Here is a 26,189-nt window from a genome sequence, read left to right as displayed (position 1 = left end):
CCACGATGAAACCCACCGCCGAGCCCACTGCCCCGCCGGAAACCACGACCGCGACGGACCCCGAGCAACAATGGCTCGATACGGTCTATCGCAAAGGGGAAAAACAGCTCACGCCGCGCGCGGTCATCGCCGGGATGCTCATCGGCGGGGTGATGTGTTTGTCAAACCTCTACGTTTTCTTCAAGACGGGCTGGAGCCTCGGGGTGACGCTGACCGCGTGTATCCTCGCGTTCGCCGTCTTCGAGCTGTTTCGCGCGGCGAAGCTGACGAAGAGCGAGTTCACGATCCTGGAGAACAACGCGATGGGCTCGGTCGCGTCCGCGGCCGGGTACATGACGGGCGGCGGGAACATGGCGGCGTTTGGCGCGCTGCTCATGGTCACGACGATGCGGCCGAGCACGGTCTGGCTGATGCTGTGGTTCGGCGTGATCGCGGCGATGGGCGTATTCGCAGCGATCCCGATCAAGCGGCAGCTCATCAACAAGGAGGCGCTCGCGTTCCCGACGGGCACGGCGACGGCCGAGACGTTGCGCTCGATGCACGCGGCGGCGCATGGAGATGCGGGGGCGCAAGCCGCGGGCGGGGGCAAGGAGAAGGCGCGGCTGCTCGGCATCGCGGGGCTCATGGGCGCGCTGCTCGCGTTCTTGCGTGACGCGAAGGCGGCGTGGATCCCGTTCAACCTGCCCGGCTCGATCGCGCTGCCCTTCCAGATCGCGGGGCGCGCGGCGAAGGACTGGACGATCACGCTGAACTGCGAGCTCGTGCTGGTCGGCGCGGGCGCGCTCATGAGCTTCCGCACGGCATGGTCGCTCCTGCTTTCGGGGATGGCCGGCTACGCGATCCTCGCGCCGCGGCTCGCCGCGGAGCACGCGATCAAAGAGGTGAGCTACAAGGCGATCGTCGGGTGGACGCTCTGGCCAGGCGCCGCGATCCTCGTGGCCTCGGGCCTGACGAGCTTCCTGCTCGATTACAAGAGCATCGCCCGTTCGTTCCGAGGTTTGTCGGGGATATTCAAGGGTGGCGAGAAATCCGAGAAAGAGGAGCCCATCACGGAGGTGGAATGCCCGGCGTGGTGGTTTCCCGCGGGGTTCGCCGTGCTCGCGCCGGTCGTGATCCTCTTGATGGGGTTCCTCTTCAAGATTCCGCTCTGGGCCGGGATCATCGCGGTGCCGCTCTCGATCGTGATGGGGTTTGTCGCGGCGCGCGTGACGGGCGAGACGGACGTGACGCCGACGAAGGCGCTCGGGCCCGTGACGCAGGCGGTGTACGGGGTGCTGACGCCCGGCAACCTCGCTGGCAACATCATGAGCGCGAACGTGACGGGCGGGGTCGGGCTGCATGCGGCGGATTTGCTGACCGACCTGAAGAGCGGGTGGTTGCTCGGCGCGAGTCCGCGGCAGCAGCTCAAAGGGCAGCTCTTCGGCGTGGTGGCCGGGGCGCTCGTCGTGGTGCCGGCCTTCTGGCTCATCATGCCGGACCCGTCCGTGCTCGGCAGCGAGGAGTGGCCCGCGCCGTCGTGCCTCGTATGGGCCGGCGTTTCGAAGGCATTCGCAGGCGGGCTCGGGGGTTTGCCCCCGGGGGCGGACCGCGCGATGGTGATCGGCCTTCTGCTCGGCGTGGTGCTCGCGCTCGCGGAGCGATTCGCGCCGAAGAAGGTGCTTCCTTTCGTGCCTTCGCCGGCGGGCCTCGGCATCGCGCTGGTGATCCCGGCGAGCAACGCGATCGCGATGTTCATCGGGGCGACGATCGCGCACGTGCTGCGCAAGGTGAAGCCGGTGCTCGGTGAGCGGCTGACGGTGCCGGTGTCGAGCGGGTGGATCGCGGGTGAGAGCTTGATGGGAATCTTGATCAAGCTGCTCGTGGTGGCCGGCGTGCTGCAGAAGTAGGTGGGAGTTTTCTGGGGAGGAGCCGGTTGCGCGTGGATTGCTGAGGGTCGATGATGCTCGCTTGATGAGCAAGACCCAAGGCGCCACCGCGATGGCCGTACTCCGCGCGATCGGAGAGAATATCCCCGGCGCGATCATGTTCGCGCTCGACCGGGACTATCGATACATCTATTTCAATCCCCGACACGAGGGGGTCATGCGGGCGATCTGGGGCGCGGACATCCGCCTCGGCCTGAGCATGCTGGAGGTCATCAAGGCCTCTGCTGATCGCGAGAAAGCCCGCCTGAACTTCGATCGCGCGCTCGCCGGCGAGGCATTCACCGTCGTCGAGGCGTATGGCGACGAGGCGTTGCAGCGGAACTACTGGGAGAACGTGTACGCGCCGGTGCGCGGCGAGGACGGCGCGGCGATCGGCGTGTTCGTGCAGGTGAAAGACGTCACGACCGAGAAGCGCAACGAGGCGCTCGTGGCGGAGCATCGAGCCGAGCTCGAACGAATGGTGGCCGCACGGACGGCGGAGCTCGAAGAGAAGATCGCGCTGATCCAGGCGATCTCGGCGCCGATCATTCAAGTGTGGGACGGCGTGCTCGTGGTCCCGCTCGTCGGGACACTCGACGAGCGGCGAGGCGAGCGGGTGACGGACGATGTGCTCGCGGCCATTCAGCAATTTCAGACGCGCGAGGTGCTCCTCGACATCACGGGGATGCGGTCGGTGGACGAGAGCGCCGCGCATCGGCTCCTGCAAACGATCAGCGCGACGCGGCTGCTCGGGGCGGGCTGCGCCGTGGTGGGCGTGAGCCCGGAGGTCGCGAGGACGCTCGTGGGAATCGACGCGCCGCTGTCGGGCGTGCCGACGTATGGGACGCTGCGGGATGGATTGCGCGCGGCGCTCAGGCGAATGGCGTTCGAGGTGGTGCGGCGGAGGAAGTGATCATGCCTCCGCCGCGCCCGTCTCCTTCTTCTTCGTGCGCCGGGAGAACAGCCGCCGCGTCGAATTCGGCAGGAGGCGCGGGATCGTCGGATCGAGATCGTGCGCGGCTTCGAAGGCGCGCACGATCTGCCCGAGCAGGAGGATCGCCACGCCGTCTTCTCGATCGAGTCCTGCCTGCGCCGCGGCCTTCGCCGCTTGCCGTTCGCCGGCATTCGCCGCGGTCGTCCGCACGGCATTCGCCGCGGCCCTGAGCTCCTCCGCATAGGCCGCATCGAGGCTCGCGAGCGTGAGCCGCGCGAGGATGGGCGAGGCGGGCGGGGCTTTCAGCCACGCGTCGAGGACATTGGCGAGCCCGTCGAGCCCGCGCGCGAGCGTGTCCGGCGTATCGGCCGTGCCGACCGTCTCGTCGACCTCCGCGCGTAATGCCGGGTCGAGGCCTGCGGCGTCCCGCAGCGCCGAGGCGGCCTGATCACGCACCGCGACCGCATGCGACGCGGTGCGGCTCGCCTCGGTCGCGCGCTTCGCCCGCGACTTGCCCTCGTCCGTCGTATCGTCCGCCATCTTCTGCGCCCGCACGTGGAGCGCGAGGAGCTGATGCACGGCCACGCCGAGCAGGGGCAACGAAAACCCCTTGAGGCATTTCTTCTGCGGATCGGTGGCGCCTTGCCAGAAGTTGTACGCCTCCTGATACAGCCGCACCCCGTCGACGACGAGCCGGCTCGTGGCGATCTCGCGACCCTTGTCGGTGAGCTGCTCGTTATCGGTGCCCGCGAGCAGCGCATCGAGCAATCCCGCCTGAGGCGCGCCGACCTTCGCGGCGAGGATGTCGAGGGTGTGGATCGGATCGTCACTGGATTGGATGGGCATGGCCGGGAGAGTCGGGCGAGCGGGCGAGCCGTGTCAAGGGGAATTGTGGGCGAGAGCAGGGTGGAGCGCTGCTGCAGCATCGAATGGTTTCGATGCCCGGCTTCCGACATGATCAAGAGCGGCCACGCCGCCGTTGACGAGGGCACGAGCTCCTCGCGAACCTTGGATAGCCACGAGGGGACGGCGTCGTTCTCCTTGGGCATCGGGGGCGGGCCGGCCGAACGCCTATGCGGCGCTCTCTTCCGGGGTATTCGTAAAGATGAACTCGACGTTCTGCAGGGCACCGGACCCGAGCTTCCGGCGCAGGTAGCTCCAGACCCGGGGGCGTGATCCGATTCATGCAAGAGCAATGACCTTGCTCCGCCAGCCCAGGGCCTCGTCATCCAGCCCCGAGGCCTCGTCATCCGCCCCCGCCCCGTCGTCATCCGGTCGGAGCCCATCGCCAAATTGCGTCGTCATCATGTTGGACGCCGTCGTCATCCGAGAAAGCGCCCTCGTCACGCGAGAAAGCGCTCTCGTCACACGAGATCGCGCCCTCGTCACGCGAGAAAGCGCCCTCGTCACGCGAGATCGCGCCCTCGTCCTCCGACAACGCGCCCTCGTCACCCCACCGGGACCAGATCGATCCTCCCGAGCTCCTCGTGGACGGCTGCGACGGTCGCCGTGATCCGATCCCCCACCGCGTACCGCACGCCCGCGCCGAGGAGCGCCTGCGCGGCGAGGTCCGTGCGGAAGGGGCCGCCAGGCAGAGCGTCCGTCGTGATCGAGCCCATCGCGCCCGTGCCGGCGATCTGCACGAGGAGGCCAAACGGCTTGAGCGCGACGATGTTGCCCGAGACCTCCTCGCCGAGGCGGCCGGCATAAAGGCGCGCGACGAGCATGCGGTGGCGCTCGGCTTCCGCCTTGCCCGCGTTTTGCGAGGAGCGGTCGCAATCGGCCGCGAGGACGGCGAGGCCGGCGCGGATGTCCTCGTAATCGCGGTGGCCTTCGAGGTACCGCTTGAGGATGCGGTGCACGACGAGGTCGGCGTATCGGCGAATCGGCGAGGTGAAATGCAGGTAGAGCGGCGCGCCGAGGCCGAAGTGCGCGCCGGGATCGGGCGTGTACCGCGCCGGGCCGAGGGCCTGGCCGAGCACGGTGCGGATCGCGGGCTCGAAGCGGGCGCCCGCGATCTGTGCCTCGAACGCGGCGAGCGAGCGGGCCGAGAGGCGAGGGCCGAAGCCGGCTTCGATGCCGAAGTTATGCGCGAGCTGCGCGAGCGTGCGGACGCGCTCGGGCGAGGGTTCGTCGTGGACGCGGTAGATGCCGGGGAGGCCACGCGCGACGAGCCACTCCGCGACGGCCTCGTTCGCCGCGACCATGAGCCGCTCGACGAGCCTGTGCGCGGGCGTCTCGCGGTGCGCCTCGATCGCGGTCGGCTCGCCCGTGCGCGCGTCGAGCTCGATACGCGCCTCCTCACGCGCGAGGTTGACGCCACCCCGCGCGGCGCGAACGGCGCCGAGGCGCGCGACCGCGGTGCGCAGCCAGCGCAGCGTGCTCTCGACGGCGTGCGGGACGCCCTCGGCGTGGCCCTCGGCGAGGAAGGTGTCGACGGCGTCGTACGTGAGGCGCGCGCGTGAGCGGACGAGGCTCTCGTAGACGTCGACCGACGTGATGCGACCTTCGGGATCGATGCGGAGCTCGGCGGTGAGCGCAGGCCGGTCCTCGCCCTCGACGAGGCTCGCGGCGCGCGACGAGATGGCCTCGGGGAGCATCGGCAGCACGCGGCCCGCGAGGTAGACGCTCGTGCCGCGCAGGCGCGCTTCGCGATCGAGGGCCGAGCGCTCGGGGACAAACACGTCGACGTCGGCGATGGAGACGAGCACGCGGAGTGCGCCGCTCGCGTCGGCCGGATAGGCCGAGAGCGCGTCGTCGATGTCCCGCGTGGAGGCCGCGTCGATGGTCACGGTCGGGACGCTCCGGAGATCGCGACGCCGCTCCATCGGGATCGGCCGCGCGGCTGCTTCCTCCGCGGCGCGATCGAGGGCCTCGGCGAAGACCGCGCGGAGGCCGTGCCGCGCGATGCAACGCTCGACGCCGAGGTCGGCGCCCTCGGGCACGACACGCGCGACGACGAGGCGATCGCCCGAGACCTCGGCCACGACGTGTGTGCCTTCGGCGAGCTCGCTCGTGGTGTCGAGGGGCCAGTCTGTGTTCGCCACGGAGCGATCGATGCGCAGGTATCGTTTGCCGCCGCGGAGGGCGACGCTGCCGAAGACCTCGGCGCGGGGGCGGCTGACGAGCGCGAGCTCGGTGGCGACGAAGCGGCCGCTAGCGTCGGACGAGAGCCGCGCGGAGACGACGTCGCCGTCGAGGAAGGGGTTCAGATCCGGAGGCGTGATGAACGCGGAGATCGGGGTCGTGCCTTCGACGACGAAGAACCCGAACCCGCGGGGATGAACGGAGACGCGCCCGCGTGTCGTGCTGTCGTTCATGTGCTGTCGGGACCGTCGCTCTCGGCTTGCCCGCGGCGCCACCGGAGCTGCATCTCGATCTCCTCCGTGTCGCCCTCGGCCTCGTGCTCGATCGAGAGCTCGGCGTCGTACGGGACCGTGACCCGAACGCCGCCGACCTGGACGCGGAACGGCTCGCCTCGCTCGACCGCGTCGGCGACGCGGCGGAGGAGCGCGACGAATTCATCCCTCGTGCGGATGCGCGTGACGTCTCTCGCCATGGCCGGGAGGATAATCGGCTGATCGTCGCGATGTCCACGGGGCATGTGCTAGTGTCCGCCCCCCTCAGGAAAACCGAATGGAAGCGAAATCCGAGGTGATCCAGCGTCTCGAAGCGAAGGCCAGCCGCGCCTTTCCGCACGTGCTCGCCGCGCGTGACCTCTCCGCGCGGACGCTGGTCAGGCTGCGCGAGCTCCTTCAGGGGCACGATCCGGAGGACGCGAGCATCGTCGTCTTCGGGTCGTTCGCCCGCGGCGAGTACACGCCGGGCAGCGACATCGACTGGACGCTGCTCGTCGACGGGCGCGCCGACCGGGTCCACTTCGAAGAGGCCGTCGCGATTACGCGTATCCTGGATGCGGCGAAGTTCCAACCGCCGAGCCCGTTCGGCGTCTTCGACAACGTGTCCTTCAGCCACCCCTTGCTGCACCTCATCGGGGGCCACGACGACACGAACCGCAACACCACGCAGCGCATCCTGCTCCTGCTGGAGTCGATCGCGATCGGCCAGAGGGAGGCGCTCGATCGGGTCGTCGACCTGGTGCTGCACCGCTACGTCTCCGATGATCGTGGTCTTTTGTTCTCCAAGCGTTCGAAGCTCGTGCCGCGTGTCCTCTTGAACGACATCATCCGGTACTGGCGCACCATCACCGTCGACTTCGTGAACAAGCAGGGCTTCAAGGGCGGCTGGGCGCTGCGGAACGTCAAGCTGCGCACGAGCCGGAAGCTGCTCTTCGCGAGCGGGATGCTCGCGTGCTTCTCGCTCGAGCTCTTCGGCAAGGGCGAGTTCCGGCGTGGTGAGGGCGGCATCGATCCAACGCGTGTCGTCCACTACCTCCGCGAGCGGCTCCGCCTCTCGCCGTTCGAGCAGATGTGCGAGGTTCTGCTCCGGCCTACGATCTCCGTCGAGACCGCGCAGAAGGTGATGGGCTCGTACGACGCCTTCATGGCCATCATCTCGGACGAGGACAAACGCCGGCACCTCTCGGATCTCCCGTTCGAAGCCTTCAATCAAGACGCGCTCTGGAAGGAAGCGACGAACTTGACCTACACGTTCCAGGAGGGGCTCGATCGCGTCTTCTTTCACGAGGACGAGGAGATCGCGGGCCTCGTGCGGCAATTCGGCGTGTTCTGAGGGGAGCCGCGGTTGCGCGTGTGCCGGCCGCGGAGTAACCACACCGCCTTGCCATGTCGGTTCCAGATGAACGACGCACGCACAGAGGCCTGACCGTCGCGGGCCTCGTGCTCGCCCTCGCCATGGCCGCGCTCGAGGCGACCGTCGTGGCCACCGCGATGCCCACCGTCACCGGGGATCTCGGCGGCATCGAGTATTACGCGTGGGTCACGAACGCGTACCTGATCACCTCGGCGATCTCGGTCCCCATCTTCGGCAAGCTCGCGGATCTGCACGGTCGAAAGCCCGTGCTGCTCGCGGGGATCGCGATCTTCCTCCTGGGATCGGCGGCGAGCGGCGCCGCACAATCGATGCCCGCGCTCATCGCGTTCCGGGCGATCCAGGGGCTCGGCGCCGGGGCCATGCAGCCGATGCCGGTCACGATCATCGGCGACATCTTCGGTATCGAGGAGCGCTCGAAGCTGCAAGGGTACATCGGCGCGGCGTGGGGGTTTTTTGGCCTCGTCGGGCCGATCATCGGCGGCGTGATCGTCGAGAACGTGTCCTGGCGCTGGGTCTTCTACATGAACCTGCCCTTCGGCGTGGCGGCGGCGGCGCTCGTCGCGACGGCCCTGCACGAGCGCGTGGAGCGAAAGACGCGGCGCCTCGATCTCGCGGGGGCCTTGCTCCTCGCGGGCTTCGTGACGTCGCTGCTCATCGCGAGCTCCGGGGTGCACAAGTCCGCGACCTTCGTCCTCGCGACGCCGCTCCTGCTCGGGGCCTTCCTCTTCGTCGAGCGTCGCGCCGAGGAGCCGCTCCTGCCGCTCGCGCTTTTTGCGCGTCGGGTGATGGCGCTCTCGTCCGCGATCGGCGCGATCATCGGCGGCGCGATGATCGCCCTCCTCACGTACGTGCCGCTCTTCATCCAGGGCGTGCTCGGCGGGACGCCGACACAAGCGGGGAGCTCCATCACGCCGATGCTCGTCTCGTGGCCCATCGCGAGCACGTTCAGCGGGAGGATCCTCCCGAGGGTCGGCTTTCGTGCCCTCGTTCGTTTCGGGATGGGCTGCACGGCGGCGGCCGCGGTTGCCTTGCCCCTCGTCGCCGAGGAAGGGCCCATCGCGCTGCGCGTCGTGACCGGGCTCTTCGGGATCGGGATGGGCTGCGCCAACACGGCGCTCGTCATCTCGGTGCAGACCTCGGTGCGCTGGGAGCAACGCGGCGTGGCGACCGCGAGCACGATGTTTTTCCGGACGATCGGCGGGGCTGTCGCGGTCGGCGTGATGGGCGGCGTGATCGTGGCCTCGCTTCGGAAGGACCCAACACTTCCGAGCGACGCGGCGAGCCGAGCGCTCTCGCGTGAGGGAATGTCCGCGCTCGGGCCCGACGTCGTGCAGCGTATCTCCGGCCTGCTCGACGCGGGCCTCGGGACGGTGTTCTGGATGATCGCGGTCCTCGGCGTCCTCGCGTTCGTCGGGGCGCTGTTTTTCCCGGACGTACCTCTGGCGACGAAGGCCGCGGAGCCGGCGCCCGCGCCTGCACCTCCCGCGCATTGATCGTTTGCGATCGAAAGAAGAGCCCACTCAAGGAGCGGGCGCCGTCGTCGGGATCTGCCGCGAGCGTGGCAGGATCTTTTTCACGCGCGGGTTCGGCGTGAGATCGAGCCCGAAGCTGATGCCGAGGCTCGCGCGCACGTCGTGCAGCGCGGCGAGCTCGAGCGTGGGCGGGACGAGGCGGTAGCTGCCTTCGAGGAACAGGGAGATCGGCTCGTCGTTGATCGCGAGGATCGTGCGCTCGACGCGGCCGTAGCCGAGCGCGCCGACCTTCCACGTGCGTTCGCTGGTCCAGTGCGGGGTGATCTCGGCGCGGGTGTCGAGCGAGAGGAGCCCGTCCTGCGTCTCGAAGCGGAAGCGGAGCGAGCCGGCTGTGCCAGGGGCGACACGGTGCACGAGGCGAGGGCGCGCGATCGAGCCCTCGGGGCCGGTGCCGCGCTGCGCGCCGTAGACGTCGAGGTCGTACCGCACGCCCACGCCGATCTCGAGGCTGCGGCCGGGATGGTTGGAGCGCAAAGGATCGAGGTAGGCGGTCGCGCGCGCGACAGAAACGCGGAGGAAGGGGATGGCCCCGCCGTCCGCGGTGCCCGTGGGCAGGGCCCGCGGGACGATGACGCGGCCGAACTCGGCGTCGAAGCCGACGTCGAAGGGGAAAGGGATGCTGAGCGGCGGCGAGGAGGGCAGGACGATGCGCGGCGCGAGGTCGTGGCGGTGCGCGGCGGCGCCGTAGAGGACGGCGTCGAAGGAGGGCATGTCGCCGAACGGGCGGGCGAAGGGGGCGACGAAGCCCGAGAGAATGCGTTGATCGAATTGCCATTCGACCCGCGCGGGCCCTTCGCCGAAGGCATACCGGCGGCGGATGGAGATGCCTGCATGGACCTCGAGCGCAGGGGTGATGCGGCCGTTCTCCTTGCGCGCGCCGGAGGCGGCGGCGCCGAGGCGGATGCGGCTTTCGAGATCAAAACGGACGCGGAAGGTGCGGCCCTTGGGCGAATGGCGAAAGTCTCCCTCGTCCGCCGCGGCCATGGGCGCGGGGGTCACGGCGATCGCACCGATCACAGCGATCGCAGCGGTGAGGGAGCGTCGGATCACGGGTCCTCGAAGGCGGGCATCGGCTCGAAGACGCGCGGCGGGGCGCCGAAGGACATGCGCAGGCCCGCGAAGAAGCGGAGCTCGACCGCCCGCACGTCACGCACGAAATCGTTCTGCGTGCGGCCCTCGGCCGCGAGGCGGACCGAGATCGGCTGGTCGTTGATCGCGACGAGCACGCCCTCGTACGCGAACGAGCCCGCGAGGCGATTGACGGTCTCGCCCGTGAGATCGCCGGAGACGATGGTGGGGCGGCGGAACGTGAGGTCGCTGAAGAGATAATGCAGGCCGCCCTTGCCGAGGCTGATGCGGGTCTCGATCGCGGCCGTGGGTCCGAGGAAATAATTGCCCGATTTGCCGGAGACGATGGTCCGATCCTGCCAGTGCGCGCCGAAATTGCCGCCGATTTCGACGCGGAGGTGGCTGTACATGTCGTCGGATTGCCAGGGGTTCCAGGCGACGTGGAACTCGCCGAACTCCATGTCGAGGGCGTCGCGGAAGGAGGGCTGGCGATCGAGGACGGAGAGGACGCGGAAGCCGAAGCCCATGCGCGGCAGGATCGGGAAAACGTCGGGCTCGCCGAAGAAGGTGCTGATCCAGAAGAGCGGGCGCCTGTGCTCGTGCTGGTAATCGTAGGAGAGGAGCGTGCCGCGGAGCTCGAGGTCGGCGAACGTCGCGCTGCCTTCGAGGATGCGGAGGTCGTGCCGGGCGCGCCGTCGCGGCGAGAGAATGCTGAGGTGGATGCCCATCTCGGCGTTCGCCCGGGCAAACGGGAAGCCCGCGGGGATCGCGAACCCGCGGCTCGATTGCAGGGTGGGGGCCCAGCCGACGCCGATGTAAAAGCGGTTCAAAAGGTCGAATTTGACCTGGAAGGCCCGGCCGCTCTCGCCGCGCGCATACCCGGGCGGCGCCTCGGCGACCGCGGGGACGATGCGGGCGCGGCGCGCGAGATCGCGGTAGGCGTCATCGTTGTAGGGCGTGCAGGGCTGGACCTTGTCGAGCGGATCGCCGATGCCGACCATCTCGCCGGGGGCGACGAGGCACGTCTCTCCTTTGGCGTCCTGCGTGCATTGGACGCGGAGCGTCTTTCCCTCCTTCAGGTTGTAACAGCTCACGGGCTGGTCCCAGCGGAGCGCGGGCGGCGCGTCGTCCGCCGCGGCGGGCGCCGCAAACGCGAGGAGCGGGGCGGTGAGCAGCGCGGACAAGAGGAGGCGTCGGGGAGGTGATCGCACGGTGTTACCTCGTGGCGAAGGCGCCGGCGCGCGAAAAGGAGATCGCGGCATCCAGCAGGCTATCACGGTAGAGGCACGCGCCGTGCCGGCAAGAGGGGAGGGGTGGGATCAGGGGCCTATCCGTTCCGAAAGTGCAGAACATCGACGACGACCGCCCGAAATTCGACAGGGGCCTGCGAAGCGGCGGACGCGGCCACGCGCGGGATCCTGCCGACGCGGCTGCGCATGTGGCGCGCCGTGCCTTTGCCGACGTTGAGCGCTCCGGGGTGTCCTTGGTAGATTTCACCCGATGCTCAAGAACTTCCGATCCTTCACTCGACAGGCAAACCCATTCCAGGCGGCCGTGGCCCTCGCCGCCCTCTCCTTCGCGGGGTGCAGCGACGAGCCGGCGCAAAATCCGCCCTGCGTGGGCGATGCCTGCAATCCTCCCCCACAGCCGTGCGTGCCGGCGATGGACTTCGAAGGGCTCGATGGCGGGCTCACGGGGACGCTACGCAGGTTCTACAACGGCAACGGCGACGGGGGGCTCGCGCACATCAACTACTGGACCCTCAAGGCCGGGATGCCCGAATTCGACGACCTTCCGCCCGAGGAGCAAGCGAAGGTCAAGAAGATGCAGGCGAGCCTCCTGCATTCGTTGAAGCTCGCGCCGAAGGACGACGTGGCCGGCATCGAGGTCACGGGCACGCTCACGGTGACCGAAGGCGGGGTCACGCGGACGCAGGAGATCGTGCTGAAGATGCCGAACGACTGGAACGGCAAGCTCGTGGTGGCGGGGACGCCCGGTACGCGCAGCGAATTCGCGAACGAGGGGACGATCGTGCCCTGGGTGCTACGGCGCGGTTATGCCTACGTGGCCGGCAACAAGGGAATGACGAACGGCGGGGTCGACGGGAACGCGACGCTGCTGAACAAGGCGCACCCGACGCAGCACTGGGGCGCGATGATGCTGGATCTCGCGGAGTGGGCCGCGCAGCAGATCGAGATCGTGACGTGCAAGGCGCCGACCCACGTGTATGCCGTGGGCCTGTCGAACGGCGGATATCAGGTGCGGCGCGCGCTGGAGATCGATCACGAGCGCGAGAAGGCCGGCGGGAAGCGGATCTTCGCCGGTGGGCTCGACTGGTCGGGCGCGTACTGGCCCGACGCGCGGGTGCTCGACAAGGACAAGAACGGGACGGTGACGCCGGCCGAGTATGCCGCGGCAAACCACCTCGTGAGCTCGAATGAGCGCGCGGCGCTCGCGATGAAGTGGGCCTACGATGCGGCGACGCTCTCGACGCCGGCCGCGTTCGCGGAGACGCCGCCGTTCTCGGGGGCCCAGGATGCGATGATCGCCGCGGGCTTCGGCGCGCCGTCGGCGACGATATGGGGCGCCTACAACACGGCGTTCGACTCCCTCAAGGCGTCGCTGCCGCAATTCAAGGGGATCGGGTACTACAACTTCACGGCGTATTACTTCAAGGCGGAGCTCCTCGGCCACGATCTGGCCGGGAGCGCGGCGTATAGCTGCTTCCCGCCGAACGACATGGATCCGCCGCCGTTTTATGCGTTCCTGGCCTCGGCGCCGGACGCCGGCTGGACGGAGGAGAGCGTGTCGTATGCCCTGAAGAACGCGAACACGGGCGAGTTCTCGGCGCCGCTCGTGAGCATTCACGGCGACGCGGACGGGCTGCTCGGGGTGATCTCGAACGCGGAGGACTACCGCGACGCGGTGACCACGTACGGTGATCCGGACCTGTACCGGCTCTACGTCGTGGCCGGCGGCGGCCACGTGGACCTGCATTCGGACGGGGTGCTCGATTTCGATTTCGACGGCACGCCGGCCGAGGAGGGCGCGCAGGACAAGTTCACGATCCTGCAGCCCTACGCCGAGCGTGCATTCGACGCCCTCGTGGAGTGGGCCGAGAAGGGAACGGCGCCGCCGCCGAGCAAGACCCTGGCCGCGGACGCGGTGAACGATCAGCTCGACGCGTCGAAGATCGAGCTTTAGCAGGCTGTCGAGAAACACCGCGAGCGCCCTCCAGTCCGTGAACACGGACCCTCGACGCGGGTCGATGATCTGCGGGTTGAAGGGCGCTTGCCATCATTCTAACGCCAGCGTCGACGCAAGATCGTGATGGGGCCGTGCCGGTATTGCAGGAAGCGCGTCGCGAATACACCAAGCTGGAGCGGGTCTGGGTCGACGGTGCGTATCACGGGGAACCCGAACCAGATTGATCCTTTTCTGATGGTGGGTGGCTCACAGTGGAGCCTGCAGGTAAGGTGATGTCTGTCCTGGACATGTACGAAATTCCTGGAGTATTTGGATGACGAGTGTCAAGACTCCGGCCCGGAGGAACATTGAAGTCCGCGCCGTTGTTTTTCGAGGAGAGCTCGTCGTCTCAGGCCATTGATGCGATCAGACAATGGCTCGTCGCGCGAATGGCGGCGCTGGTGGGCGCCGCGCCGCGAGAGGAGCAGGCAGGGATCGACCTCGGCGCCCCGTTCGCGCGGTTCGGCCTCGACTCGAGGCAGGCGCTCGAGATCCTGCGCGAGCTGGAGGCGCTGGTCGGCCGGAGGTTGAGCGCGACCGCGATGTGGGAGCACCCTACAATCGAGGCGCTGGCGCGCTACGTGGTCGCCGGCGAGCCGGAGGCGCGCGCGCACGGAGCGCCCTTGACGGTGCCGGTCCCGTCGGGCGGGAGTGACCGGCGCGACGAGCCGCTGGCCATCGTGGGGATGGCGTGTCGATTCGCCGGAGCGCCCGATCTGGACGCGTACTGGCGCTTGCTGGCCGAGGGCGTCGATGCGACGGGCGAGGTGCCCGCAGAGCGGTGGGACGGAGGCGCGTACTTCGACGAAGATCGCAGCGCGCCGGGCAAGGCGGTGAGCCGCCGCGCGGCGCTGCTCGAGCACGTCGATCAATTCGATCCGGGGGTGTTCGGGATCTCGCCGCGCGAGGCGCACGAGCTGGATCCGGCGCAGCGGCTGGCGCTGGAGCTGTCGTGGGAGGCGCTGGAGCACGCGGGGATCCCGCCGCGGTCGCTCGAGGGCAGCGCGACGGGGGTGTTCTTCGGCTCGATGTGGCACGACTGGGCGGACCTGACGGCAGGCGACGCGGCGGGCATGACCGCGCACCGCGCGACGGGGCAGGCCCCGAACATGATCGCGAACCGGGTGTCGTACGTGCTGGGGCTGCGGGGCCCGAGCGTGGTGGTCGACACGGCGAGCTCGTCGGCGCTGGTGGCGCTGCACTACGCGGGGCACAGCCTGCGGAGCGGCGAGGCGGAGGTGGCACTGGTGGGCGGCGTCAACCTGCTGCTGGCGCCCGAGACGATGGTGTTCGTGTCGAAGTTCGGCGGGCTTTCGCCGGACGGGCGGTGCAAGGCGTTCAGCGCGAACGCCGACGGCTTCGGTCGCGGCGAGGGCGGTGGGGTGATCGTGCTGAAGCGGCTGTCGCAGGCGCAGCGCGACGGCGATCGGATCTACGCGCTCGTGCGCGCGACGGCGGTCAACAACGACGGCGCGAGCTACGGGCTGACGGCGCCGAGCCCCGCGGCGCAAGAGGCGGTGCTGCGCGAGGCGTACACGCGCGCGGGGATCGAGCCGGGGGCCGTGCACTACGTCGAGGCGCACGGCACGGGCACGCCGCTCGGCGATCAGATCGAGCTCGGAGCGCTCGGGGCCGTGCTCGGCGGCGCGCGGGCGGCGGAGCGGTCGTTGCTGGTGGGCTCGGCGAAGACGAACATCGGCCACACCGAGGGGGCGGCGGGGATCGCGGGGCTGCTCAAGGCGGTGCTCGCGATGCAGCACCGGCAGGTGCCGGCGAGCCTCCATGCCGAGCCGCCGAACCCGGAGATCCGGTTCGGCGCGCTGGGGCTCCGCGTCCCGACCGCGCTCGAGCCATGGCCGGCGGCGGCGTCGGAGCGCGCGCTGGCGGGCGTGAGCTCGTTCGGCTGGGGCGGTACCAACGCCCACGCGGTGCTCGAGGGGCCGGCACCGGACGTACATCTGCTCGCGCTGGCGGCGCCGGCGGAGGGGGAGCTTGCCGAGCGCGCGAGAGGGCTGCGCCGCGAGCTCGCGGATGCGCCGGCGGGCGCGCGACTCGGCGAGCTTCTCGCTGCGAGCGCAGCCGGCGCCTCGGGGCAGCCGGCGGATCGATCCGAGGGAGCGTCCGGGCGTCATCGCCTGGCCGCCGTGGTGCGCTCGTCCGGCGAGGCGATCGAGGCCCTGGACGCGTTCCTGGGCGGGGTGCCGCACGCCGGTCTGATCGCGGGGGGCCGCGCGCCGGCGCGTCCCGGCGTGGTGTTCGTGTTCTCGCCGCTCGGCGCGCAGTGGGCGGGCATGGGCCGGCAGCTGTTCGCGCGCGAGCCGGTGTTCCGCGCGTCGGTGCTGCGGAGCGATCGCGCGCTCGGTCCGCTGCTCGGCCGGTCGATCGTCGAGGATCTCGTGCAGCCGGCGGCGCCTTCGCGGTTCGACGACGCGGTGTTCGTGCAGCCGTTGCTCTTCGCGGTGCAGGTGGCCCTGGCCGAGACCCTGCGCGCGCACGGCGTCGAGCCGGACGTGATCGTCGGCCACAGCGCCGGCGAGGTGGCCGCGGCCTACGTCGCGGCGGCGCTCGATCTGGCGGACGCCGCGCGGGTCATCCATCACTACAGCCGCGTGCAGGCCTGGGCGGCGGGGCCGGGCGCGATGGCGGTGGTCGAGCTGCCGGCGGCCGAGGTGGCGGCGATGCTCACGCCGTACGCCGGCCAGGTCGAGCTCGCGGCGGTGAACAGCCGGCGCCAGGCGGTGATCTCCGGCGCAGCGGAGCCCGTGCACGCGCTCGTGGAGGCGTGGCGGGCGCGCGGCACCACGAGCCACGTGATCCGCGTCGACGTGGCGGGCCACAGCCCGCGGATGACCGCGCCGCTCCTCGAGGAGCTCGAGGCGTCGCTGCGGGATCTCCAGCCGCGGCGGCCGCGGATCCCGATGTGGTCCACGGTCACGGGCGCCCGGGTCGACGGCGCCGATCTGGGCGGGGGGTACTGGTCCGGGAACCTGCGCCGTCCGGTGCAGCTCGGCGCGGTCATCGAGCAGCTCGCGGAGGATCACGGTGTGTTCGTCGAGCTCGGGCCGCACCCGGTGCTCGCGTCCGCGCTCGCCGAGAGCGTCGCGGCGCGTGGTGCGCCGGCGGAGGTGCTGGCGGCGCTCCGCCGCCCGACGGACACCGCCCGCGGGGGGGACGACGAGCGGCGGTCGCTCGCTGAGGCCCGCGCGAGGTTGTTCGTGCTCGGGGCGACGCGGGCCTCCGGCGAGGAGGCGCCGATCGAGCCGGTGCCGGTGGTGCTGTCGGCCCGGAGCACGACCGCGCTGCGCGGTCAGGCCGAGCGGCTGCGCGAGCACCTGGTCAGCCGCCCCGAGCTCGCGCTGATCGACGTTGCCTTCTCGCTCGTCACCACCCGCTCGTGCCTCGAGCACCGCGCCGCGATCGTGGCGCATGATCGGCCGGAGCTGCTCGATGCGCTCGATGCGCTCGCCGCGGGACGGTCCGCGCCACGCGCGGTCGTCGGCCGGCGCACCGGCGGCGGCAAGGTGGTGTTCGTCTTTCCCGGCCAGGGCTCGCAGTGGCAGGGCATGGGGCGGGCGCTCCTCGACAGCGCGCCGGTGTTCCGCGATCAGCTCCTCGCCTGCGAGCGCGCGTTGGCGCGCCATGTCGACTGGTCGCTGCTCGACGTGCTGCGTGGCGACGGCGCTTTCGCGGGCACGCCCGCGCTCGACCGCGTCGATGTCGTGCAGCCGGCGTTGTTCGCCGTCATGGTCTCGCTCGCCGCGCTGTGGCGCTCGATGGGCATCGAGCCCGACGCGGTCGTCGGCCATAGCCAGGGCGAGATTGCCGCGGCCTGCGTCGCGGGTGCGCTGTCGCTCGAAGATGCCGCCGCGGTGATCGCCCTGCGCGGCCGCGCGCTCGCCCGGCTCGCCGGCCACGGCGCGATGGCCGCCGTCGAGCTCGGCGTTGACGCCCTCGCGCCTCACGCGGCGCCGCTCGGCGATCGCCTGGCCATCGCCGCGATCAACAGTCCGCGCGCCACGGTGGTCTCGGGGGACGCGAACGCCGTGGACACGTTGCTCGGCGCGCTGTCGGCGGCGGGGGTGTTCGCGCGGAAGGTCCGCGTCGACTACGCCTCGCACGGCGCGCAGGTCGAGGCCGCCCGGGCGGAGCTCGTGGCGGGGCTCGCCGGCATCACGCCGCGCGCCGCCCGGATCCCGCTTTACTCCACCGTCACCGGCACACCGCTCGCGGGCGACGAGCTCGACGCCGGGTACTGGTATTGCAACCTCCGGCAGACCGTCCGGTTTGCGGACGCGATCGAGCGCCTCGCCGCCGACGGACATCACTCGTTCGTCGAGGTGAGTCCGCACCCGGTGCTCGCGCTCGCGCTCGGCGAGACGCTCGAGCACGCCGGCGTGCCGGCTGCCGTCGTCGGCTCGCTGCGGCGCGACGACGGCGATCTTTCGCGTTTCCTCTGCTCGCTCGGCGAGCTGCATTGTCTCGGGCAGCCGGTCGACTGGAGCGCGTACTACCAGCCGCGGCGGCCGCGGCGGGTCGAGCTGCCGACGTACGCGTTTCAGCGACAGCGGTTCTGGCGCGCGGCGCCGGGGAGGCCTCACGCCGAGGCCGCGCCCACCAAGCCCGCGCCGGTGCCCCTCGCAGCGTCGTGGCCGGAGGCCGGGGACCCGGCGCTGCTCGGCCGGCTGCGCGCGCTGTCCGAGCCGGATCGGCTGCGCCACCTGCTCGCGATCGTGCTCGCCGAGACCGCCGCCGTGCTCGGCCACTCCGCCACGTCGTCGATCGATTCGCACACGGGGTTCTTCGATCAGGGCCTCGATTCGTGGACGGTGACCCAGCTCCGGCTCCGGCTGGAGCACGTCACGGGCGTCGCGCTCTCCTCCAGTGTCGCGTTCGATCGTCCAACACCCCACCACCTCGCGGCGTTCCTCCGCGCGGCGCTCGCACCGGCGCTCGGGGCGTCCGGGGACCCGACCGACGAGGCGCGCGTGATCCCGCCGGCGCGTGCGCCGAGGGACGAGCCGATCGCGATCGTCGGCCTCGCGCTCCGGATGCCGGGCGGCGCCGACGACGCCGACGGCCTGTGGCGCCTGCTCGAAGGCGAGGCCTGTGCGGTCGGTCCGATCCCGGCGAGCCGCTGGGACGCCGACGCGGTCTACGATCCCGATCTGGCGGCGCCCGGGAAGAGCTACGTCCGCGAGGCCGCGCTGCTCGATCGGATCGATCTGTTCGATGCGGCGTTTTTCGGGATCAGCCCGTTCGAGGCCAACCACATCGATCCGCAACATCGGTTGCTGCTCGAGACGGCCTGGCAGGCGCTCGAGCAGGCGGGCATCGTGCCGGCGGCGCTGCGGGACTCGCAGACGGGGACCTACGTCGGGATCGGGCCGGGGGATTACCTGTCGCTGCACGGTGCGCCGTCCACCGAGGCGCACGCGATGCTGGGGACGAGCCCGTCGCTGGCGGCGGGGCGGCTTTCGTTCACGCTGGGGCTGCAAGGCCCGGCGCTGTCGGTCGATACGGCGTGCTCGTCGTCGCTGGTGGCGCTGCATCTGGCGTGTCAGGCGCTGCGCCACGGCGAGTGCAGGCTCGCGCTGGCGGCGGGCGTGAACGTGCTGGCCTCGGCCGACGGCTTCGTGCGGATGTGTCGCGCGCGGGCGCTTTCGCCGGACGGCCGGTCCAAGACGTTCTCGGCGCAGGCCGACGGCTACGGGCGCGGCGAGGGCGTGGTCGTGCTCGCGCTCGAACGGCTGTCGGATGCGCGCGCGGCGGGGCGCGAGGTCCTGGCGCTGGTCCGTGGCAGCGCGATCAACCACGACGGCGCGTCGAGCGGGCTCACGGTGCCCAACGGGACGTCGCAGCAGAAGGTCGTGCGCGCGGCGCTCGACGACGCGGGGCTCGCGCCGGCCGACGTCGACTTCGTCGAGTGCCACGGCACGGGGACGGCGCTCGGCGATCCGATCGAGGTCCACGCGCTCGGCGCGGTGTACGGGCGGGAGCGCCCGGCGGACCGGCCGCTGCTGCTCGGGGCGGTGAAGACCAACGTCGGCCACCTCGAGTGGGCGGCCGGGCTTGCGGGCGTGGCGAAGGTGATCGCCTCGCTGCGCCACGAGGCGCTGCCGGCGACGCTGCACACCTCGCCGCGCAACCCGCGCATCGACTGGGACGCGCTGCCGGTGGCGGTCGTCGATCAGCGGCGGCCGTGGCCCCGGGATGCCGCGGGGCGGGCGCGCCGCGCGGGCGTGTCGTCGTTCGGCCTCTCGGGGACCAACGCGCACGTGATCCTGGAGGAGGCGCCGCGGGACGCCTCGGGAGAGGTCGAACGAGCGGCGCCGGCCGTGGTGTCGCCGGTGCCGGTGGTGCTGTCGGCCAAAAGCGAGGCCGCGGTGCGCGCCCAGGCCGCGCGGCTGCACGAGCACCTCGTCGCGCGTCCCGAGCTCGCGCTGGTGGATGTCGCGTACTCGCTGGTCACCACGCGCTCGCAGCTCGCGCATCGCGTGGCGCTCGTCGCCCGCGAGCGCGCCGAGCTGCTCGGTGTCCTCGCGTCCTTTGCGCAGGGGTTGTCCGCGCCACGCGTGGTGGTGGGTTCGCGGACCGGCGATAACAAGCTGGCGGTGCTGTTCACCGGACAGGGCAGCCAGCGGCCGGGGATGGGCCGCGGGCTGTACGACGCGTACCCGGTGTTCCGCGAGACCCTCGACGCGGCGTGCACGCACCTCGACGCCGCGGTCGCCGAGGGAGGGCGGCCGCTGCGCGAGGTGATGTTCGCTGCCGAGGGGAGCGAGGCCGCGGCGCTGCTCGACGAGACCTTGTACGCGCAGCGGGCGCTGTTCGCGCTGGAGGTCGCGCTGTTCCGGCTGCTCGCGTCGTGGGGCGTCCAGGTCGACCTCTTGCTCGGGCACTCGATCGGGGAGCTTACGGCAGCGCACGTCGCGGGGGTGCTGTCGCTGCCGGACGCGTGCGCGCTGGTGGGGGGGCGCGCGCGGCTCATGCAGGGGCTGCCGGGTGGCGGGGCGATGGTGACGGTGCACGCGTCCGAGGAAGAGGTGCGGGCGCTGCTGGCGGCGCGGCGGGAGGCGGGGGACGGGGCGGGCGCGGAGATCGCGGCGATCAACGGGCCGACGTCGACGGTGGTGAGCGGGGACGCGGCGGCGGTGGGGGAGGTGGCAGCGCGGTTCGAGGCGCAGGGGCGGAAGACGGCGCGGCTGCGGGTGAGCCACGCGTTCCATTCGCACCACATGGACGGGATGCTGGAGGCCTTCGGGCGGGTCGCGGAGGGGCTCACGTACCGGCCTGCGCAGATCCCGATCGCGTCGAACGTGACGGGGCGGATGGCGACGGACGCGGAGCTGAGCTCGCCGGCGTACTGGGTCGACCACGTCCGGCAGGCGGTGCGGTTTGCCGACGGGATCCGCGCGCTGCACGGCGAGGGCGTCCACACCTTCCTCGAGCTCGGGCCGCACGCCGTGCTGTCCGCGCTGGCGCAGGACGCGGTGGAGCCTGCGACGCACGAGGGCGAGCGGAGGGGCTGCGTGGCGATCCTGCGCAAGGATCAGCCGGAGGATGGGACCGTCACGGCGGCGGTCGGCGAGCTGCACGCGCGCGGCCACCGCGTCGACTGGAGCGCGTACTTCGATCGGCGCGAAGCTGCGATCCGCCCGCGGCAGGTCGAGCTGCCGACGTACGCGTTCCAGCGCCAGCGGCACTGGCTCGATGCGCCGAGAGCCAGCCGCGCGGATCTCGCGTCCGCCGGGCTCGCGGCGGCGGACCACCCGCTGCTGGGGGCCACGATCGTGCTGGCCGGCAGCGAGGGGGTGCTGTTCACTGGCCGGCTCTCGCGGGTCGAGCACCCGTGGCTCGCCGGCTACGAGGTCTTCGGCGTGGTGATCTTGCCGGGGACCACGTTCGTCGAGCTCGCGGTCGTGGCCGCGCACCGGGTCGGGCTTCCGCAGGTGGAGGAGCTCGCGCTGGAGACCCCGCTCGTGCTCCCGGCTCAGGGGGGCGTGCTCGTGCAGCTTACGGTCGGCGCCGTCGACCAGGGCGGCCGGCGCTCGCTCGAGATCCACGCGCGCGCCGAGGACGCGCCCGCCGGCGTGACCTGGACCCGGCACGCCATCGGCACGCTCGCGACTGCATCACCGGCCAGCGAGCGCATGGCCGCGCTGCACGCGTGGCCACCGCCGGGCGCCGCCGCGGTCGCGCTCGAGGGAATCTACGAGCGGCTCGCCGCAGCGGGGCTCGCCTACGGCGCGGACTTCCAGGGGCTGCGGGGGATCTGGCGGCGCGGTGACGAGCTGTTCGCCGAGGTCGAGCTCCCCGCAGCCACGGCCGCCGACGCTGGACGCTTCGCCTTGCATCCGGCGCTGCTGGATGCGGCGCTGCACGCGCTGGTCGCGCAGGAGCTCGAGGAGACCAGCGGCATCGCGCTGCCGGGCTCGTGGCGCGGTGTGTCGCTGCGCGCGGTCGGCGCGTCCAGCCTGCGCATACGGTTCGCGCGCGGCGGCGCGGAGCACACGACCTCGCTCGCCATCGCCGACGGCGCCGGCGAGCCCCTCGCGCACATCGAGGCGCTCACCGGCAGGCCGGCCTCCGCGGCGCAGGTGCGCGGCGCGCCGGGGGCCTCTCAGGACGCGCTGCTGCGGCTCGAGTGGACCGAGCTGTCGCGCATCGCTTCCGCGCCGGGACGATCCGAGCGCTGGACGCTCGTCGGTGCACCCGAGGGGCTCGAGCTGCAGCCCGCCGGTGTTGTGCTCGATCGCCACCCCGATCTCGCCGCGCTGATCGCCGCGCTCGATCGCGGCGCCTCGGCTCCTGATGCGGTCGTGGTGCCGTGGCGCTCGCGTGTTGCCGCCGCGGCGCCGGCCGACGTGATCGCCGGGGCTCACGAGGCCACCGCGCGGCTGCTCGCGCAGCTCCAGGCGTGGCTCGCCGACGAGCGGTTGGCCTCGTCGCGCCTCGTCGTGCTGACCCGCGGGGCGGTTGCCGCGCGCTCCGGCGAGGACGTGCCTGACCTCGTCCACGCACCGCTGTGGGGACTGGTCCGGTCCGCGCAGAGCGAGCGCCCCGATCGATCCATCTTGCTGGTCGACAGTGATGACACCGAGGCCTCACGCGCGGTGCGGTTCACCGGCGGAGACGCGGCGGAGACCCAGCTCGCGCTACGCGGGGGCACATGTCTGGTCCCTCGGCTCGCGCCGGCGCGGGCCGAGCGAGCGCGCACCGTGCCGCGCCCGCTCGCTCCGCAGGGCACGGTGCTGATCACCGGCGGCACCGGGGCCCTCGGCGGATTGCTCGCCCGCCACCTCGTCCACGTCCACGGCGTGACGCACCTCGTGCTCGCGTCGCGGCAGGGCCCCGCGGCGCCCGGCGCCGACGCGCTCGGCCGCGAGCTCGAGGCCGCCGGGGCACGCGTCACGATCGCCGCGTGTGATGCCGCCGACCGGGCCGCGCTTGCGGCGCTGCTGGCCGGGATCCCGCGCGAGCATCCGCTGACCGCGGTCATCCATGCCGCGGGCATGCTCGACGGTGGCGTCGTCGGTGCGCTCACGCCGGAGCGGCTGCGCGCCGTCCTTGGCGCCAAGCTCGACGCCGCCGTGCACCTGCACGAGCTGACGCGGACGCTGGAGCTATCCGCGTTTGTCCTGTTCTCCTCCGTCGCGGGGGTGGTCTTTGGCGCCGGCCAGGCCAGCTACGCCGCGGCCAACGCGTTCCTCGACGCGCTGGCCCACCATCGCCGCGCCCAGGGGCTCCCCGCGCTCGCGCTCGCTTGGGGACTTTGGAAGACCGGCGCCGGGATGGACGCGCGCCTCACCGACGGTGTCGTCGAACGGCTGGGACGTGGTGGCCTGCGCCCGCTGTCGCCGGACGACGGGCTCGCGCTGTTCGACGCTGCCCTCGCGCGACCCGACGCCGCGCTCGTCCCGGCGCGGTTCGATGCCGCCGCGCTGCGTTCGCACGCCCATGCCTTGTCCCCGGTGCTCCGAGGCCTGGCCGGAGGCCCTGCAGCGCGTCCGGTGGTCACGCACGCCGCGGCGACCTCCTCGCTCCAGCACCGTCTCGGCGCGCTGTCGGCCGAGGACCGCGAGCGCGCCCTGCTCGAGCGGGTACGCGTGGAGGTCGCAGGCGTGCTTGGCCTGGGAGATCCCAGCACCGTGCCGGCCGAGCGGCCGTTGCGAGAGCTGGGGCTCGACTCGCTGATGGCGGTCGAGCTCCGCAGCCGCCTGGCCGACGCGACGGCCGCCCGGCTGCACACCACCCTGCTGTTCGACCACCCGACGCCCGGAGCGCTCGCGCGCTTCCTCGCCCACCAGCTCTTCGGGGGCCCCGAGGGACAGCCCGAGGCCGCGCCCGCGCCTGCGCCCGATCCGAGGGCCGGCGCCGACGAGCCGATCGCGATCGTGGCGATGGGCTGTCGGTTCCCCGGCGGCGTGCGCATGCCCGAGGACCTGTGGCAGCTCCTGGTCGAGGGCCGCGACGCCATCGCCGGCTTTCCGGACAACCGCGGCTGGGATCTGGCGACGCTCTACGATCCGGATCCGGAGGCCGTGGGCAAGGCCTACACGCGCGAGGGAGGCTTCCTCCACGACGCCGATCGGTTCGATGCCGAGCTCTTCGGGATCAGCCCGCGCGAGGCGCTGGCGGTCGATCCGCAGCACCGGCTGCTGCTCGAGACGACGTGGGAGGCCGTGGAGCGCGCGGGCCTTTCCCCGACGACGCTGCACGGCTCCAAGACCGGCGTGTTCGTGGGGGTGATCTACAACGACTACGCGACGCTGCTGCGCGACGCCCCGGGCGATCTCGAGGGTTACGTCGGCCTCGGCAGCCTGCCGAGCGTGGCGTCGGGGCGGATCGCGTACGCGCTGGGGCTGCACGGTCCCAGCCTCACCGTGGACACGGCGTGTAGCTCGTCGCTGGTGGCGATCCACCTCGCGGTTCAGTCGCTGCGTCGGGGCGAGTGCACGCTCGCGCTGGCGGGTGGGGTCACGGTGATGGCGACCCCGGGCATGTTCATCACGTTCAGCCGCCAGCGCGGACTTTCGCCGGATGGCCGGTGCAAGGCGTTCTCGGCGGCGGCGGATGGGACGGGCTGGGGCGAGGGCGCCGGCATGCTGGTGCTCGAGCGGCTGTCGGACGCGCGGCGCCACGGCCATCCGGTGCTCGCGGTGCTGCGCGGCTCGGCGGTCAACCAGGACGGCAGGAGCCAGGGGCTGACGGCGCCGAGCGGGCCGGCCCAGGAGCGGTTGATCCGCGAGGCGCTCGCGGACGCGCGGCTCCGGCCCGACGACGTCGACGTCGTGGAGGCGCACGGCACGGGCACGAGGCTGGGCGATCCGATCGAGGCGCACGCGCTGCTGGCGACCTACGGGCGAGATCGATCCGAAGATCGTCCGCTGTGGCTCGGGAGCCTGAAGTCCAACCTGGGACATACCCAGGCGGCGGCGGGCGTGGGCGGGGTGATCAAGATGGTGCTGGCGATGCAGCACGGGGTGATGCCGCGGACGCTGCACGCGGCGGAGCCATCGCCGCACGTCGACTGGTCGATGGGGGCGGTGCGGCTCTTGAACGAGCCGGTGCCCTGGGTCGCGGACGGGCGACCGCGGCGGGCAGGCGTGTCGTCGTTCGGGGTCAGCGGCACCAACGCGCACGTGATCCTGGAGCAGGCGCCGCCTGGCGAGGAGCCGCCGGAGGGGGCGGGCGGAGCTTCGCTGGCGGTGCCGGTGCTGCTGTCGGCCCGGAGCGAGGCCGCGCTGGCTGCTCAGGCCGTGCGATTGCGCGAGCACCTCGAGGCGCATCCCGGGCTCCCGCTGATCGATGTCGCGTACTCGCTCGCTACCACGCGCGCGCGGCTCGAGCATCGGGCGGCGCTGGTCGCCCGCGATCGGGCCGGGCTGCTCGACGCGCTGACATCCGTCGCGCGGGGAGAGCCGACGCCGCACGCGGTGGTGGGATCGTCCACCGGTGGCGGCAAGGTCGTGTTCGTGTTCCCGGGGCAGGGCTCGCAGTGGCCGGGCATGGCGCGCGCGCTGCTCGACACGGTGCCGGTGTTCCGCGATCAGATCGCGGCGTGCGAGCGCGCGCTTTCGCCGCACGTGGATTGGTCCTTGCTGGCGGTGCTCCGCGGCGAGCCGGGCGCGCCGAGCCTCGAGCGGGTCGATGTGGTGCAGCCCGCGCTGTTCGCGGTGATGATCGGGCTCGCGGCGCTGTGGCGCGCGATGGGCGTCGCGCCGGATGCGGTGATCGGGCACAGCCAGGGCGAGATCGCCGCGGCGCACGTGGCCGGTGCGCTGTCGCTCGAGGACGCAGCCGCGGTGGTCGCCCTGCGCAGCCGCGCGCTGACCCGGCTCGCCGGCCGGGGCGCGATGGCGGCGGTGGAGCTCGGCGCCGCCACGCTCGCCCCGTACCTCGCCCCGTTCGGCGCGCGGGTGGCGATCGCGGCGGTCAACAGCCCGCGCGCGGTGGTGGTCGCGGGCGAGCCCGAGGCGATCGAGACCCTGCTCGAGCGGCTCGCGGGCGCGCAGATCTACGCGCGCAAGGTGCGCGTGGACTACGCGTCGCACGGCGCGCAGGTGGAGGCAGTCGAGGAGGAGCTCGTCCGTGCGCTGGCGGGGATCACGCCGCGCGCGGCGGCGATTCCGCTCTACTCGACGGTGACGGGCGGGCCGGTGGCGGGTGGCGAGCTGGATGGAGCGTACTGGTACCGCAACCTCCGCCAGACCGTCCGGTTTGCGGACGCCGTGCAGCGAGCGATCGCGGACGAGCACCGCTGCTTCGTCG

General features: G+C 71.7%; 11 protein-coding genes (1 of these 11 cut by a window edge). 6 read left to right on the top strand and 5 right to left on the bottom strand.

Going from position 1 to position 26,189, the window contains the following annotated elements:
- Positions 1-5: 5 nt before the first annotated feature.
- Together POL67_RS33845 and POL67_RS33840 are read left to right on the top strand one after the other, a co-directional pair.
- Positions 6-1,886, top strand: coding sequence for an OPT family oligopeptide transporter (locus POL67_RS33845; RefSeq protein ID WP_271924744.1), 1,881 nt, complete (start codon positions 6-8; stop codon positions 1,884-1,886).
- A gap of 64 nt (positions 1,887-1,950) precedes the next feature.
- Complete coding sequence (locus POL67_RS33840) at positions 1,951-2,817, top strand: STAS domain-containing protein (protein WP_271924743.1); 867 nt, start codon at positions 1,951-1,953, stop codon at positions 2,815-2,817.
- On the opposite strand, the gene POL67_RS33835 is transcribed toward POL67_RS33840, so the two are convergent.
- From POL67_RS33835 to POL67_RS33825, 3 genes are all read right to left on the bottom strand, one after another.
- Positions 2,818-3,684 carry a hypothetical protein gene (locus POL67_RS33835; protein ID WP_271924742.1) on the bottom strand — a complete coding sequence of 289 codons (867 nt, stop codon included), beginning with the start codon at positions 3,682-3,684 and terminating at the stop codon, positions 2,818-2,820. It abuts the gene before it with no gap.
- A gap of 602 nt (positions 3,685-4,286) precedes the next feature.
- The gene (locus tag POL67_RS33830; RefSeq protein WP_271924741.1) at positions 4,287-6,158 is read right to left on the bottom strand and encodes a ribonuclease R family protein; all 1,872 of its coding nucleotides are present in this window, start codon (positions 6,156-6,158) and stop codon (positions 4,287-4,289) included.
- Positions 6,155-6,397: an amphi-Trp domain-containing protein gene (locus POL67_RS33825; RefSeq protein ID WP_271924740.1), complete on the bottom strand. Its 243-nt coding sequence runs from the start codon at positions 6,395-6,397 to the stop codon at positions 6,155-6,157. The genes POL67_RS33830 and POL67_RS33825 overlap by 4 nt, the downstream gene beginning before the upstream one ends.
- 77 nt (positions 6,398-6,474) lie before the next feature.
- Between POL67_RS33825 and POL67_RS33820 the strand changes: the two genes are divergently transcribed.
- Positions 6,475-7,530: a nucleotidyltransferase domain-containing protein gene (locus POL67_RS33820; protein ID WP_271924739.1), complete on the top strand. Its 1,056-nt coding sequence runs from the start codon at positions 6,475-6,477 to the stop codon at positions 7,528-7,530.
- 53 nt (positions 7,531-7,583) lie between these two features.
- Positions 7,584-9,065: an MDR family MFS transporter gene (locus POL67_RS33815; protein WP_271924738.1), complete on the top strand. Its 1,482-nt coding sequence runs from the start codon at positions 7,584-7,586 to the stop codon at positions 9,063-9,065.
- Positions 9,066-9,092: 27 nt separating this feature from the next.
- Here the strand turns inward: POL67_RS33815 and POL67_RS33810 are convergent, their stop codons facing one another.
- On the bottom strand, positions 9,093-10,154 hold the full coding sequence (locus tag POL67_RS33810; RefSeq protein WP_271924737.1) for a hypothetical protein: 1,062 nt from the start codon (positions 10,152-10,154) through the stop codon (positions 9,093-9,095).
- On the bottom strand, positions 10,151-11,383 hold the full coding sequence (locus tag POL67_RS33805; RefSeq protein WP_271924736.1) for a hypothetical protein: 1,233 nt from the start codon (positions 11,381-11,383) through the stop codon (positions 10,151-10,153). Before POL67_RS33805 ends, POL67_RS33810 begins: the two co-directional genes overlap by 4 nt.
- Positions 11,384-11,672: 289 nt before the next feature.
- On the opposite strand from POL67_RS33805, the gene POL67_RS33800 reads away from it, so the two are divergent.
- Together POL67_RS33800 and POL67_RS33790 are read left to right on the top strand one after the other, a co-directional pair.
- Positions 11,673-13,376: an alpha/beta hydrolase domain-containing protein gene (locus POL67_RS33800; protein ID WP_271924735.1), complete on the top strand. Its 1,704-nt coding sequence runs from the start codon at positions 11,673-11,675 to the stop codon at positions 13,374-13,376.
- A 350-nt stretch (positions 13,377-13,726) separates the two neighbouring features.
- A protein-coding gene (locus tag POL67_RS33790; RefSeq protein ID WP_271924734.1) for a type I polyketide synthase crosses the window boundary here: on the top strand, positions 13,727-26,189 show its 5' portion. 8,306 nt of this gene lie beyond the right edge of the window; the window shows 12,463 of its 20,769 coding nt (coding positions 1-12,463); its start codon is at positions 13,727-13,729; its stop codon lies beyond the right edge, outside the window.

It is taken from the genome of Polyangium mundeleinium (assembly GCF_028369105.1).
Taxonomy (GTDB): Bacteria; Myxococcota_A; Polyangia; order Polyangiales; family Polyangiaceae; genus Polyangium; species Polyangium mundeleinium.
This window is presented reverse-complemented; position numbering and strand designations above follow the sequence as displayed.